Annotated in this window: 10 protein-coding genes; 5 read left to right on the forward strand and 5 right to left on the reverse strand. The window is 71.7% G+C overall.

Annotated elements, in window-relative coordinates:
• Window positions 1-49 precede the first annotated feature (49 nt).
• On the forward strand, window positions 50-1,894 hold the full coding sequence (locus tag V5E28_RS03460; protein WP_336204834.1) for a S9 family peptidase: 1,845 nt from the start codon (window positions 50-52) through the stop codon (window positions 1,892-1,894).
• A gap of 4 nt (window positions 1,895-1,898) precedes the next feature.
• Here V5E28_RS03460 and rny read toward each other — a convergent pair whose 3' ends face one another.
• The 3 genes from rny to recA form a co-directional block, all read right to left on the reverse strand.
• The gene (gene rny / locus V5E28_RS03465) at window positions 1,899-3,515 is read right to left on the reverse strand and encodes a ribonuclease Y (protein ID WP_336204835.1); all 1,617 of its coding nucleotides are present in this window, start codon (window positions 3,513-3,515) and stop codon (window positions 1,899-1,901) included.
• Between the two features lie 688 nt (window positions 3,516-4,203).
• Window positions 4,204-4,680: a regulatory protein RecX gene (locus V5E28_RS03470; RefSeq protein WP_336204836.1), complete on the reverse strand. Its 477-nt coding sequence runs from the start codon at window positions 4,678-4,680 to the stop codon at window positions 4,204-4,206.
• A gap of 682 nt (window positions 4,681-5,362) precedes the next feature.
• Entirely contained in the window at window positions 5,363-6,457 is a 1,095-nt protein-coding gene (gene recA, locus V5E28_RS03475; protein ID WP_336204837.1) for a recombinase RecA, read from the reverse strand.
• A gap of 470 nt (window positions 6,458-6,927) precedes the next feature.
• Between recA and V5E28_RS03480 the strand changes: the two genes are divergently transcribed.
• Window positions 6,928-7,203 carry a hypothetical protein gene (locus V5E28_RS03480; RefSeq protein WP_336204838.1) on the forward strand — a complete coding sequence of 92 codons (276 nt, stop codon included), beginning with the start codon at window positions 6,928-6,930 and terminating at the stop codon, window positions 7,201-7,203.
• On the opposite strand, the gene V5E28_RS03485 is transcribed toward V5E28_RS03480, so the two are convergent.
• Entirely contained in the window at window positions 7,186-7,380 is a 195-nt protein-coding gene (locus V5E28_RS03485; RefSeq protein WP_336204839.1) for a DUF3046 domain-containing protein, read from the reverse strand. The two genes, V5E28_RS03480 and V5E28_RS03485, sit on opposite strands and share 18 nt — an antisense overlap.
• A gap of 43 nt (window positions 7,381-7,423) precedes the next feature.
• Here V5E28_RS03485 and V5E28_RS03490 point away from each other — a divergent pair, with 43 nt between their 5' ends.
• Complete coding sequence (locus tag V5E28_RS03490) at window positions 7,424-7,618, forward strand: hypothetical protein (RefSeq protein WP_336204840.1); 195 nt, start codon at window positions 7,424-7,426, stop codon at window positions 7,616-7,618.
• A gap of 1 nt (window position 7,619) precedes the next feature.
• Here the strand turns inward: V5E28_RS03490 and V5E28_RS03495 are convergent, their stop codons facing one another.
• The gene (locus tag V5E28_RS03495) at window positions 7,620-8,108 is read right to left on the reverse strand and encodes a VOC family protein (protein WP_336204841.1); all 489 of its coding nucleotides are present in this window, start codon (window positions 8,106-8,108) and stop codon (window positions 7,620-7,622) included.
• A 116-nt stretch (window positions 8,109-8,224) separates the two neighbouring features.
• On the opposite strand from V5E28_RS03495, the gene V5E28_RS03500 reads away from it, so the two are divergent.
• Window positions 8,225-12,949 carry an ATP-dependent helicase gene (locus V5E28_RS03500; RefSeq protein ID WP_442945763.1) on the forward strand — a complete coding sequence of 1,575 codons (4,725 nt, stop codon included), beginning with the start codon at window positions 8,225-8,227 and terminating at the stop codon, window positions 12,947-12,949.
• A 345-nt stretch (window positions 12,950-13,294) separates the two neighbouring features.
• Window positions 13,295-13,984 carry a GntR family transcriptional regulator gene (locus V5E28_RS03505; RefSeq protein WP_336204843.1) on the forward strand — a complete coding sequence of 230 codons (690 nt, stop codon included), beginning with the start codon at window positions 13,295-13,297 and terminating at the stop codon, window positions 13,982-13,984.
• The last annotated feature ends 70 nt before the right edge of the window (window positions 13,985-14,054 follow it).

Consider the following 14,054-nt stretch of genomic DNA (forward strand, 5'->3'; position numbering starts at 1 on the left):
GTCGATCATCCGGCACACGAGCGGCGGGGATTTCCGGCAGGATTCGGTTATGCCCGCCGCTTCGTGGTCTTCACCCATCTCCACGGCCGACGTCGCCCGTGCGGGAGCGCGGGCGGGCTGGCCCACCGCGCTCGACGGGCAGACGTGGTGGACGGAGGACCGTCCTGAAGAGGGCGGGCGCACCACCATCGTGCACCGCGCCGCCGACGGCACCCGCCGCGAGCTGCTGCCCGCCCCCTGGTGTGCCCGCACCCGCGTGCACGAGTACGGCGGCCGTCCCTACACCGTGACTCCCAGCGGCGACGTCGTCTTCGCCAATCTCGCCGACCAGCGCCTCTACCTGCTCGACAGCACCGGCGCCATCAGCCCCATCTCCCCCGAGGGCGAGGACTCGCGCTACGCCGACCTGCTCGTCCACGACGGCCACGTGTGGTGCGTGCGCGAGCGCCACTTCGACGACGGCAAGATCGCGCGGGCCATCGTCTCCCTCTCACTGAGCGGTGGCGGTCAGATGCGCGAACGGGTCACCGGCAGCGACTTCTACGCCTTCCCCGCCATCTCCCCCGACGGGGAGCATCTCGCCTACATCTGCTGGAGCCACCCGCGCATGCCGTGGGGCGGCACCGAGCTACGCGTCACCCGCCTGTCCGACGGGCTGTCCTGGCCGGTGCGCGGCGGTGCGGAGGAGTCGGTCCTGGCTCCCCGGTGGAAGGACGGAGAGCGCCTCTACCTGATCTCCGACCTGTCCGGCTGGTGGAACCTGTACGAGATCGGCCTCCAGGGCGGCTCGCCGCAGCCGCTGTGCCCCATGGAGGAGGAGTTCGCCTGGCCGCTGTGGAACCTCGGCGGCCTGCCGTACACGATCCTCGGCGACGGCCGGCTCGCGGTCCTGCACGGGCGCGGCGACCTGCGGTTGGGCGTGCTGGACCCGCGCACGCGGGTCCTCGCCGACCTCGACGTGCGCTACGACGGGTGGGAGCCGGCGCTGGCCGCCGACGGCACCTGCCTGGTCGGCGTGGCGTACGGCGCCGCCACCGCGAGGTCGCTCGTGCGGGTCGACACGGCGACCGGGCAGGCCGAGGCGCTCGGAGGCGGCGCCGGGGAGCCGCCCGACCCCGCCTACCTGCCGACGCCCCGGGCGGTGGAGCTGCCCGGCGCGGACGGCCCCGTGCACGCCTTCCTCTACCCGCCGGCGCACCCGGCGGAGTCCGTCGACGGGCCGCTCCCCTACGTGGTCTTCGTGCACGGCGGGCCGACCGCGCACGCCGGCACCGCCCTCGACCTGGAGAAGGCGTTCCTCACCTCGCGCGGCATCGGCGTGCTCGACGTCAACTACGGCGGCTCCACCGGCTATGGCAGGGCCTACCGGGAGCGGCTGAAAGGGCAGTGGGGACTGGTCGACGTGGCGGACACGGTCGCGGCCGCCCGCTGGCTGGCCGCCGAAGGGCTGGCCGACCCCGACCGCATCGCCGTGCGCGGAGGCAGCGCCGGCGGCTGGACCGTGATGGCCGCCTGCTGCCGGTCCGACACGTTCGCGGGCGGCGTCTCCTACTTCGGCGTCAGCGCCCTGGCCCCGCTGAACGCGCACACCCACGACTTCGAGTCCCGCTATGTCGAATGGCTGGTCGGCCCGGAGGATCCGGACGTGTACGCGCAGCGCGAGCCGCTCGCCCTCGTCGGCGGGATGACCTGCCCGATGCTGCTCCTGCAGGGGCTCGACGACCCCATCGTGCCGCCCGAGCAGTCGGCCGCCTTCGCCGACGCCCTGTCGGAGCGCGGCATCGCCTGCACCTATCTCGCCTTCGAGGGCGAGTCGCACGGCTTCCGCCGCGCCGAGACCCGGTCGGCGGCGCTCGCCGCCGAGCTGGCCTTCTACCAGCAGCTCTTCACCTGATCCGTCAGCGGGCGAACTCCGTCGCGCGCGACTCGCGTACCACGGTGATCCGGATCTGCCCCGGGTAGGTGAGCTCCTCCTCCACCTGCTTGGCCACGTCGCGGGCGATCACCTGCGCCTGGATGTCGTCGATCGCGTCCGGCTTGACCATCACCCTGATCTCGCGCCCGGCCTGCATCGCGAAGACCTTGTCCACGCCGTCGTAGGACTGCGCGATCTCCTCCAGGCGCTCCAGCCGCTTGACGTACGCCTCCAGCGACTCGCGCCGGGCGCCCGGACGGCTGCCGCTGATGGCGTCGGCCGCCTGGGTCAGCACCGCCTCGACCGTGCGTACCTCGACCTCGTTGTGGTGCGCCTCGATGGCGTGCACCACGTCCTCCTGCTCACCGTAGCGGCGCGCGATCTCCGCCCCGATGAGTGCGTGGCTGCCCTCGACCTCGTGCGTGAGCGCCTTGCCGATGTCGTGCAGGAGGGCACAGCGCTTCATCAGCGGCTGGTCCAGCTTGAGCTCGGCGGCCATGATGCCGGCGATGTGAGCGGACTCGATGAGGTGCTTGAGTACGTTCTGCCCGTAGGAGGTGCGGTATCGGAGCTGGCCGAGGAGCAGGGTCAGCTCCGGATGCATGTCGGTGATGCCCAGCTCGACCAGGGCGTCCTCGCCCGCGCGGGCGCACAGGTCCTGCACCTCCGCGCGGCTGCGTTCGTGGGCCTCCTCGATGCGCTGCGGATGGATGCGCCCGTCGAGCACGAGCTTCTCCAAGGTGAGCCGGGCGGTCTCTCGGCGCACCGGGTCGAAGCAGGACAGCAGCACGGCTTCGGGCGTGTCATCGATGATCAGGTTGACGCCCGTCGTCGACTCGAACGCCCGGATGTTGCGCCCCTCGCGGCCGATGATCCGGCCCTTCATCTCGTCGCCCGGCAGGTGCAGCACGCTGACCACCGACTCCGCGGTCTGCTCCGCCGCGACCCGCTGGACCGCCAGCGTCACGATCTTGGTGGCGCGCTTCTCGCCCTCCTTGCGGGCATCTCCCTCGATCTCCCTGACGATCAGCGCGGCCTCGCGCTTGGCCTGGTTCTCGATCTCCTTGACCAGCTCGGCCTTGGCCTGATCCGAGGTGAACCCGGACACCCTCTCGAGGATGACCCGCCGATCCTCCTCCGCCCGCAGCAGCTCAGCCCGCCGGTCGGCCAGCTCGATCTCGGTCTCGGCCAGCTTGCGGTCGCGCTCGGCCTGTCGCCTGGCCTCCTCGTCCAGCCGCTGCTCGCGCTCGGCCAGCCGGCCCTCCCTGCGCTCCAGGTCGGTACGCAGCTCCTTGAGCTCGGACTTGAGCATCCGGCTCTCCTGCTCGACCTCGCGGCGCATCTGCGCGGCGGTCTCCGCGGCAGACTCGGACCTGCGCAGGATCTCCTCCGCGTCGGACTCGGCCTTGTCGCGGATCTTCCCGGCCTCCTCGCGAGCGTGCTCAAGCTCCTCGTGAACAGCCTCGACCTGCTCGGGGGTGGGCTTGGCGGCTTTCGGAACGCTGCCCGAGGTGCGCCGGACGACGATGTAGAGGGCCGCCATCATCCCGCAGGTCAGAACGAGCACCGCCACCGACAGCACTACGACAAGCGGCCCCATGTACGCCCCGCCCTCCTCGCGTCGTCAACACCCACAAACGCGGCCCTCGCAACGGGAGGGTCACGGGCGCGGCACGGAAAGCCGGATCGGCGTCATTCCCAGGACCGATATCAAGCCAAGACTGACCGGGCGCCGACTGTCACAGCCGACACCTCGCCCGCCTCGATCAACCAAGCTCGCTCGTCCGTCGTTCACCGGTATGGCAATCCGCACTGCGCGGAGTAACTCCTCACTGCCGTCGAGGTTATGCGTCGAACAGGTCACGAGCAAGCAAACGGGTTATCAAGCGTGTCCAACGAGCCTGCCTACGGGCTTCCGCTGCAGGCTCCCAGGTGACACACCCCAGGGTCAGGTGGTTGTCCGGCGTCGTGGCACCGCGTCGCCGCCGCAGAAACAGGGCGCGCTCCAGGCGGCCAGTAAGAACCGAGAACCCCATAGAGCCAATGGACCTGGTGCCACGAGGACGTGTGCCACGAGCATGTGCCGTTGGAGCCCGCGCCGAAGGAACGCACGGCGCCACGAACGCACGCGCCGTAAAAGCACGCCCGTCACGAGCCGCCACGAGCACGTGCCCTTACAAGCACGCACCATTGAGCACGCGCTGCCACGAGCACGCGACGTTACGAGGACGTGGGCGGGACGGTCACCAGGTAAGGCGTCGTGGGACGCGGGGCATGAGGGTTCGGGGTCAGGGGTAGTCGTCCTCGACCTCGATGCCTTCCTGCTCAAGTGCCTCCCGGACGACGCGGAACGCCAGGCCGGGGGCGTAGCCCTTTCTGGCGAGCATGCCCGCCAGGCGGCGGGTGCGGGCTTTGGGGTCGAGGGAGCGGGTGGAGCGGAGTTTGCGCTCTACGAGCCGCCGGGCTGTTTCGACCTCCTGGTCGGGGTCGAGGCGCTCGACGGCCTCGTTGACCGTCTCGGAGTCGACGCCTCGGTGGCGCAGTTCAGCGGCGAGGGCGCGCTTGGCCAGGCCGCGGCCGTGGTGGCGGGAGTCGACCCAGGCTTCAGCGAACGCCTCGTCGTTGATGAGGCCGAGCTCGGAGAACCGGTCGAGCACCTTCTCCGCCGCCTCGTCCGGCACGTCCCGTTTGCGTAGGGCTTCGGCGAGCTGCGCTCGGGTCTTGGGGGCCATGGTGAGGAGGCGCAGGACGATGGCGCGCGCCACCGACTCGGGGTCTGCGTGCGGGGTGGTGCCGGCGGGCGTGTCGGGGTCGGGGCCGTCAGGCAGCCAACCGTCTCCCGTGCCACCCGCGGAGCGCCTCCCCTTGCCGGACCGGCCGCCTGCGCCCTGGCCGCCACGGCCCCTGCCACCAGCAGGTCTTCGCCCTCTACCGGAACGCCGATCCTTTGCCCCACCCTCGAAAGACCCCCCGCTCTGGAAGGAGCCCTCATCCTCGAACGAGCCGTCACCGCCCGAACCGTCCGCGACCCGCCTGCCGCCGGGCCATCCGGAACCCGCCCGGCCGCCCCTGGGCGCGTCGCCGCCTGGCCGGTCGGAGTCGGTGACCGGCGACGACGACGATGGCCCGGCATCCGGTGGGCCGGCGAGTGGGCCGACAGCCCAGGAAGGGGGCGCGTCGGAGGACGTACCGGATGGCGGGGTGCTGTCCGGTGGCGCGCTGCGGAGCGCGCGCCATTCGCTGGGCGATGGCCAGCCGTTGCCGCCCTCGGGCCCCGATGCCGCAGCTGATCGGGAAGCGGTGCCGCCCGCCTGCGTCCCGGGGTCGGCGACCTCGCCGGGGCGTGAGCCGCCGCGACGGCGCGGCGAAGCGGGGACGTCTGGCCAGGCGCCCCAGTCTTTGGAGTGGGGCGCCTGATCCGGGTCCATGTCACTCATGCGCGACCGATCAGACGTCACCGGGCTTCGGGGTGGACTTCGAGCCGCGGCCGGTGGAGGCCGGAGCGGCGGGAGCCGGGGCCGCGGGGACCTCGACCGGAGCGTCGAGGCGCGGGCCGACGCCGAGCTTGTCCTTGATCTTCTTCTCGATCTCGTTGGCCATGTCGGGGTGGCTCTTCAGGAAGTTGCGGGCGTTCTCCTTGCCCTGGCCGAGCTGCTCGCCCTCGTAGGTGTACCAGGCTCCGGACTTGCGGACGAAGCCGTGCTCGACGCCCATGTCGATGAGGCCGCCCTCGCGGGAGATGCCGACGCCGTAGAGGATGTCGAAGTCCGCGACGCGGAAGGGCGGGGCCATCTTGTTCTTGACGACCTTGACCCTGGTGCGGTTGCCGACCGCCTCGGTGCCGTCCTTGAGGGTCTCGATGCGGCGGATGTCCAGGCGGACGGAGGCGTAGAACTTGAGCGCCTTGCCGCCCGTCGTGGTCTCGGGCGAGCCGAACATGACGCCGATCTTCTCGCGGAGCTGGTTGATGAAGATGGCGGTGGTGCCGGTGTTGCTGAGCGCGCCGGCGACCTTGCGCAGGGCCTGGGACATCAGGCGCGCCTGGAGGCCGACGTGGCTGTCACCCATCTCGCCCTCGATCTCGGCCTTGGGCACCAGGGCGGCCACCGAGTCGATGACGATGATGTCGACGGCGCCGGACCTGATCAGCATGTCGGCGATCTCCAGCGCCTGCTCACCCGTGTCGGGCTGGGAGACGAGCAGCGCGTCGGTGTCGACGCCGAGCTTCTTGGCATACTCGGGGTCGAGGGCGTGCTCGGCGTCGATGAAGGCCGCGATGCCACCCGCACGCTGGGCATTGGCCACCGCGTGCAGGGCGACCGTGGTCTTACCCGAGGACTCGGGGCCGTAGACCTCGACGATCCTGCCTCGCGGCAGGCCGCCGATGCCGAGTGCCACGTCCAGGGAGATCGACCCGGTCGGGATCACCTCGATGGGGGCTCGGGCGTCGTCGCCCAGGCGCATCACGGAGCCCTTGCCGAACTGCCGCTCGATCTGAGCGAGTGCGGTCTCGAGGGCCTTCTCGCGGTCGTTGATTGCCATGGGAAACTCCCCCTGGAGAGTCGTGGTCCGAACAGTCGAGTGAAAGCTACGGCCTGCCACCGACATTTTCTGGCGAAGCCACGGACCCCATCGTAGCCGAACGACTGTTCGATCACATCTGGAACACGCGTCACCACGGTGAGCCGTCCACGAGTGCTTGAAGCGGAGATCGTGCGCACGCCAGAGAGCGGCGGATCGGCTGTAGCCCACGAGAGTGCAAGCCGTCGCGACCTGCTCCAACGGGCGGAGCACCACCGAGGGCCATGGACGTGTGCGGCCCGCCGGCCACGCCATCAGACCCTGACACCCGAGGCCGTGAAAGCCGGGCGTCCACGGCTGCCTCCCACCCATCAACCGGGGCGCCCCGGGCCGCCGACGCTGTCGGACCCGTACATTCGGCCGCATTGCGCCGGGCGTGTTGTCAGTCGTGAGCTGGGGAGACTCACAGAAAGACAGCGGGAGGCAGCCACGTGGCCAGCGCGTACACCGGGGAGCGGCGCACCCACCTCCAAGCGCTCGCCGAGCTGTTGCCCGGTTACGGGCTGGTGAGCCGCATGGTGGGTGACGACGATCCGGTGCTGTGGGTGTGGCAGCCGCACACCGGCCGGCAGACGATGGTCTTCGCGACACCGGTGCACCGGGGCTGGCTGTATCTGTGGTCGCCCGGCGGGCAGAGCAGCGTCGACGATCCCGAGCGGGCGGCCCGGGCTCTGAAGGAGGCCCTGGACTCAGCGGAGCCGGGGTGAGACGTCCTCAACCTGGCAGACCGCGCGCCAGACGGACTTGGCGCTCTCGCCCTCGGCCAGTGCCTGCGTGACGGTGCGGCCGCCGAGCGGGGCGAGAACGTAGTCGCGCGCCCAGGACTCGGCGTAGGTGTCGCCGAAGTGCTCGCACATACGTCTCCAGAATTCGGTCAGGCGCATGTCCCAAGTATGGAATGGCCGGGGGGATGGGTAGGACAAGCCCATGGCAAAGACCCCCAAGTCCTCACCCCCGAAATCGGCCCTGGCCAAGGCGCGCAAGGCCAGGCGCCGCCTGCTGCTGTTAGGTCAGCGACTGGCGATCCGGAAGGAGAAGGCCGAGCGATCCGAGAAGCACGCCGGCCTCAGGCGCCGGCCGCGTGTCGGCGCGCCGCGAACACGCAGGGCGTCGCGGCGCTAGATCACAGCACCCGCGAGCCGTACATCTCACCGAGATGGTCGGCGAGCAGCTCCAGCCGGGCGCCGTCGGGGTCCTTGAAGTAGATGGAGGCGCCGCTCTCGATCTGGTGCGGCACGCCGGCCATCTCCAGCTTGCCGCACAGCCGCTCCCAGGTGGCGGGGTCGACGGAGATCGCGATGTGGTGCAGCCCGCCGAGCACCTCCTGATAAGGGCCGAGGTCGAGGCCGGGGAAGTCGAAGAAGGCCAGCAGGTTGCCGTTGCCGATGTCGAAGAAGAAGTGGCTGGAGCCCTTGTAGTCGCGGTTCTCGAAGATCTCCGTCAGCGGGAACTCCAGCAGCTCCTGGTAGAACTTGATGGTGCGCTCCACGTCTGATGACACCAGGGCCATGTGGTGCAGGCCGCGCGCACTGCTCGAAGGACGGTGCGGTAAAACGTACCTGTCCCTGATCTCCTCGCGGTGAGCCTCGATGGCTGCGTGGTCGATGGTCACGGTCGGTGTATGTCCGCCGACGCCCCCGCTCAATCGCCTGGCGCCGGGACAATGCGTTTTCTGTCGGTGCGGCGAGGCAGTATGTGCAGGTGAGCTCGCTCGACCACTTCAGCCAGATGACCAGGCAATGGTTCGCCGGCGCCTTCGCCGCGCCCACCTCCGCTCAGGAGGGCGCGTGGGAGTCGATCGCGCGCGGCGACAACACGCTGGTCGTGGCCCCGACGGGCTCGGGCAAGACGCTGGCCGCCTTCCTGTGGTCGCTCGACAGGCTGGCCGCCGAGCCCTCCGAGAAGCCCGGCACCAAGGTGGTCTACGTCTCGCCGCTGAAGGCGCTTGCCGTGGACGTGGAGCGCAACCTGCGCGCGCCGCTCGCCGGGCTCAAGCAGACGGCGCGGCGGCTGGGGCTGCCCGTGCCGGAGATCTCGGTGGCGATCCGTTCCGGCGACACCCCGGCGGAGGACCGCAGGCGGTTCGCCGCCAAGCCGTCCGACATCCTCATCACGACGCCGGAGTCGCTGTTCCTGCTGCTCACCAGCAAGGCGCGTGAGGCGCTGCGCGGGGTGGAGACGGTGATCGTGGACGAGGTGCACGCGGTGGCGGCCACCAAGCGCGGCGCCCACCTGGCCCTCACTCTCGAGCGGCTCGACGCCCTGCTGGAGCGGCCCGCGCAGCGCATCGGGCTGTCGGCGACCGTCCGTCCGGTGAGCGAGGTGGCGACCTTCCTCGGCGGTGCCCGCCCGGCGGCCGTGGTGCAGCCGCCCTCGGACAAGCGGATCGAGGTCGAGGTGGTCGTCCCGGTCGAGGACATGACCGAGGTGGAGGCGGCGCCGAGGGAGGCGGGCGCCGACGACTTCGCGCCCGACCCGGCCAAGCGCTCGATCTGGCCGCATGTCGAGGACCGGCTGTTCGACCTGATCGAGGCCCACAGCTCGACGATCGTCTTCGCCAACTCGCGGAGGCTGGCGGAGCGGCTCTGCACGAGGCTCAACGAGCTGGCGTACGACCGCCACCAGGGCACCGAGGCCGTGGACCTGTCGATCTGGGAGTCGCCCGGCGGCGGCCCGTCGAGCATGCCCGCGCAGGTGATGGCGCAGGCGGGGGCGAGCAGGGGCGTGGTCACGGAGATCGTGCGCGCCCACCACGGCTCGGTGTCCAAGCAGGAGCGGGCGCAGATCGAGGAGGCGCTCAAGTCGGGGCGGCTGCCTGCCGTGGTGGCCACCTCCAGCCTGGAGCTGGGCATCGACATGGGCGCGGTGGATTTGGTCGCGTGCGTGGAGGCGCCGCCGAGCGTGGCGAGCGGCCTGCAGCGCATCGGCCGGGCGGGCCACCAGGTGGGCGCGGTGTCCAAGGGCGTGATCTTCCCCAAATACCGCGGCGACCTGGTGCAGACCGCGGTGGTGGCCGAGCGCATGCAGGGCGGCCTGATCGAGGAGCTGCGCTATCCGCGCAATCCGCTCGACGTGCTGGCCCAGCAGATCGTGGCGATGACCGCGCTGGAGGAGTGGACGGTCGACGAGCTGGAGGCCGTGGTCAAGCGGGCGGCCCCCTACGCCACGCTGCCCAGGAGCGCGCTGGAGGCGACGCTCGACATGCTGGCCGGCCGCTATCCGAGCGAGGAGTTCGCCGAGCTGCGGCCGCGCGTCGTGTGGGACCGGGTGACGGGCACACTCCAGGGGCGGCCCGGCGCGCAACGGCTGGCGGTGACCAACGGCGGCACGATCCCCGACCGAGGGCTGTTCGGCGTGTTCCTGGTCGGCGACAAGGCCTCCCGCGTCGGCGAGCTCGACGAGGAGATGGTGTACGAGTCCCGCGTCGGCGACGTCTTCGTGCTGGGCGCGACCTCATGGCGGATCGAGGACATCACCGCGGACCGGGTGCTGGTCTCCCCCGCGCCCGGCCAGCCGGGCAAACTGCCGTTCTGGCACGGCGACACCGCGGGCCGCCCCGCCGAGCTGGGCAGGGCCATCGGCGCCTTCCTGCGCGACCAGGCCGGGCAGGAGTCCACCGAGCGGCTGCGCGCGGCCGGCCTCGACGCCTACGCCGCCGACAATCTGCTGGCCTACCTGCGTGAGCAGCGCGAGGCCACCGGCTACGTGCCTGACGACCGGACGCTGCTGGTGGAGCGCTTCCACGACGAGCTGGGCGACTGGCGGGTGGTCATCCACTCCCCCTACGGGGCGCGGGTGCACGCTCCCTGGGCGCTGGCGATCAACCGTCGACTGCGCGAGCGCTACGGCCTCGACGTGCAGGCCGTCCACTCCGACGACGGCATCGTGCTGCGCATCCCCGACACGCTGGCAGAGCCGCCGACCGACGTGGCGGCGTTCGACGCCGAGGAGATCGAGCAGATCGTCACCGAGGAGCTGGGCGGTTCCGCGCTGTTCGCCTCCCGGTTCAGGGAGTGCGCCGGGCGGGCGCTGCTGCTGCCACGCCGCACGCCCGGCAGGCGCAGCCCGCTCTGGCAGCAGCGCCAGCGGGCGGCGCACCTGCTCGGGGTGGCCTCCCGGTACGCGTCGTTCCCGATCGTGCTGGAGACGATGCGCGAGTGCCTGCAGGACGTCTTCGACGTGCCGGGGCTGGTGCGGCTCATGCGCGACCTGGCGGCGCGACGGGTGCGGCTGGTGGAGGTGGAGACGTCGCAGGCGTCACCGTTCGCGGCGTCGCTGCTGTTCCACTACGTGGGCGCTTTCATGTACGAGGGCGACGCTCCGCTGGCCGAGCGGCGGGCGCAGGCGCTCGCCCTGGACACGAACCTGCTGGCCGAGTTGCTCGGCCAGGCCGACCTGCGCGAGCTGCTCGACCCCGACGTGATCGCCGACAGCGAGCGGGAGCTGGCCAGGCTGGACCGGCCGCTGCGCGACCTGGAGGACCTGTCCGACCTGCTGCGCTCGCACGGGCCGCTGCTGGCGCCCGATGTCGGCGTGCGGGGCGGGGACACGGCCTGGCTGGAGGAGCTGGAGCGGGCGCGCCGGGCGATCAGGGTACGGATCGCGGGCGAGACCCAGTGGGCCGCCATCGAGGACGCCGCCAGGCTGCGCGACGCGCTGGGAGCGCCGCTGCCGGTGGGGATCCCGCACGTGTTCCTCGAGCCGGTGGCCGATCCGCTGGCCGACCTGGTGGCGCGCCATGCCCGCACGCGCGGTCCCTTCCAGGCGAGCACGGCGGCTGACAGGTTCGGCCTGGGCGTGGCCGTGGTGGATGACGCGCTGCGCAGGCTGGCGGCCTCCGGTCGGGTGGTGAACGGCGAGTTCCGGCCCGGTGGGCGGGGCGAGGAGTGGTGCGACGCGGGCGTGCTGCGGATGCTGCGCCGCAGGTCGCTGGCCAGGCTGCGCAAGGAGGTCGAGCCCGTCGCACCGGAGACGCTGGCCCTGTTCGCTCCCGCCTGGCACGGCATAACGGGCACCGGTACGGCATCAGGTGGCAGGCAGGGCATGGCCGGGACCGCCAGGGCGATGGACGCGCTGGTGCGGGCGGTCGAGCTGCTGCAGGGGGCGGCGGTGCCGGCCTCCGCGCTGGAGACGCTCGTGCTGCCGACGCGGGTTCCCGGCTACCATCCGGCGCTGCTCGACGAGCTGACCTCGTCGGGCGAGGTGATGTGGGCGGGGCAGGGGTCGCTGCCCGGTGGCGACGGATGGGTGTCGCTCTACTTCGCCGACACCGCGCCGCTGCTGCTGCCCGAGCCGGGCGAGATCACCATGACGCCGGTGCACGAGCAGGTGCTGGAGGCGCTCGGTGGTGGTGGGGCGCTGTTCTTCCGCGGGCTGTCCGACCGGCTGGGGCTGCTGGACGACGCGGCGCTGGCCGCCGCCCTGTGGGATCTGGTGTGGGCGGGCCGCGTCTCGGGCGACACGCTGGCGCCGCTGCGTGCCACTCTCGGCTCCGGCCGTCCCGCCCACCGGCCGGCCACCAAGCGGCGGCGGGCGGTGCTGCCGACCAGGAGCGGGCCGCCGACCGTGGGCGGGCGGTGGTGGCTGCTTCCCGAGCCCGCGGCCGACGCCACCCAGCGGGCCAACGCCCAGGCGGAGGTGCTGCTGGAGCGGCACGGGGTGGTGACGCGCGGAGCGGTGACGTCCGAGCGGCTGCCTGGCGGGTTCACACCGATCTATCAGGTGTTGCGGGCTTACGAGGAGAGCGGGCGGTGCCGCCGGGGCTACTTCGTCGAGGGTCTCGGCGGCGCCCAGTTCGCGCTGCCGGGGGCGGTCGACCGGATGCGCGCCATGGCGCCGAGCATCGCGCCCTCGGGCGGAGCGGACTTCGACCGGTCGCCCTCGGAGGGAGCCCCCTTCGCCGCGACGCGCTCCGGTGAAGCGTCCTTCGGTACGACGTCCTCCGGTGAGGATCTCTCCAGCGCAACGCCTTGGGGGGATTCGTCCCTGACAGCTCCTGGCGGAGGGCCGCCGCCCGACGACAGGTCGTTCGGCGGTGCTCGCGGGCCGGGGGCGCCTCAGGGCCGGGTCGGGCGCCGCGAGCCGGCACGCCGGGCGGTGGTGCTGGCCGCCGCCGACCCTGCCAACCCGTACGGGGCCGCCCTGTCGTGGCCGCAGCATCCTGGCGAGGTCGGGCACAAGCCCGGCCGGAAGGCGGGGGCGCTGGTGGTGCTGGTCGACGGCTACCTGGTGCTCTACGTGGAGCGGGGCGGCAAGACGCTGCTGTCGTTCGCCGACGGCGACCGGTTGCAGCCCGCCGTCGAGGCCCTGGCGCTGGCCGTCCGCGACGGCGCCCTGGGCAAGCTGACCGTGGAGCGGGCCGACGGTGAGTCGATCGTGGACTCTCCTCTGGCGGCGGCGCTGGAGGCGGCCGGCTTCCACCCGACACCTCGCGGACTCCGGCTCCGCGCCTGAGCCGTTCCTACACGGGGTCGGCCGTACCGCGGCCCGCAACCGTGGCGGGCGCGCTTCGGCCGAAGCGGTCGAGGCGCGGTGACACATTGGGCCGGGCCCGCTCACCAGGCGCACGGTCGGAGCTGCTCGACATGATGCGCACCCGGCCGCCGCCCGGCATGGCGTTCAGGATGCCGGGGGCCGTGCGCACGATCCCTGTGCTGCTGGCCGCTGGGGCCATCCGCCCGTTCCCGGCTCGTCGGCCGGTGGCCACCTGCGTGATCGTGCTTCGGCCGGTGATGTACGGTCTCGGACTCTGTATCCCGTACAGGCATAGGAATGAGTCTGTATACGATAAGTAGCCCTATGACTGATCTCACCTTGGGTGCCACGCACCGGACCTTGCGCGACGAGGTCACCGCGGAGTTGCGGCGCCGCATCCTGTCCGGCGAGCTGGCCCAGGGTGAGCGGCTGGTGGAAGACCGGCTGGCGGCCGTGCTCGGCGTCTCGCGCAACCCGGTGCGCGAGTCCATCCGGGTGCTGGCCGCCGAGGGGTTCGTGCAGGTCGTCCCGCGGATCGGCGCCACCGTGGCGACCCTGTCGGCGGAGGAGGGCGCGGAGCTCTTCGACGTGCGGATCGCGATCGAGGGGCTGGCCGCGCGGCTGGCCGCGCGCAAGCGCACCCCGGCGTCGGTCGAGCGGCTCCGGCGGGTGCTGGAGGCGGCCAGGCAGGCCGTGGACGGCGGGCGCCTGGGGGCGGTGGCGGACCTGAACACGGCCTTCCACCTCGCCGTGGGCGAGGCCGCGGGCAACTCCTACCTCAACCTGATGATGACGCCGATGCTGCAGCGGGCACAGTGGGTGTTCAGCCAGACGGCCTCCGTACGCGGGCCGCACTCCTGGTCGGAGCACCTGGGCATGTGCGAGGCCATCGCCGCGGGCGACGAGGACGAGGCGGAGGCCAGGGCGGTGGCGCACGTCGCCGCCGCCCGGAGGTCGTTCCTGACGGCGGTCGGCCGCAGCGACCTGCGTACAACAAACTACGCGAACGATTAGAACACACTCACATAACATCAAGTGGGCACGAAACACCCATGTAACGTGAAATGTTGTATACAGTCTCCTG

The sequence above is a fragment of the Nonomuraea sp. LPB2021202275-12-8 genome (assembly GCF_037044575.1).
In the GTDB taxonomy this organism is placed as follows: domain Bacteria; phylum Actinomycetota; class Actinomycetes; order Streptosporangiales; family Streptosporangiaceae; genus Nonomuraea.

Excerpts from the sequence above, each read along its gene's own strand:
- V5E28_RS03460 (WP_336204834.1), top strand. The coding sequence starts at position 50 with ATGCCCGCCGCTTCGTGGTCTTCACCCATCTCCACGGCCGACGTCGCC.
- rny (WP_336204835.1), bottom strand. The coding sequence starts at position 3,515 with ATGGGGCCGCTTGTCGTAGTGCTGTCGGTGGCGGTGCTCGTTCTGACC.
- recA (WP_336204837.1), bottom strand. The coding sequence starts at position 6,457 with ATGGCAATCAACGACCGCGAGAAGGCCCTCGAGACCGCACTCGCTCAG.
- V5E28_RS03485 (WP_336204839.1), bottom strand. The coding sequence starts at position 7,380 with ATGCGCCTGACCGAATTCTGGAGACGTATGTGCGAGCACTTCGGCGAC.
- V5E28_RS03490 (WP_336204840.1), top strand. The coding sequence starts at position 7,424 with ATGGCAAAGACCCCCAAGTCCTCACCCCCGAAATCGGCCCTGGCCAAG.
- V5E28_RS03500 (WP_442945763.1), top strand. The coding sequence starts at position 8,225 with ATGACCAGGCAATGGTTCGCCGGCGCCTTCGCCGCGCCCACCTCCGCT.
- V5E28_RS03505 (WP_336204843.1), top strand. The coding sequence starts at position 13,295 with ATGACTGATCTCACCTTGGGTGCCACGCACCGGACCTTGCGCGACGAG.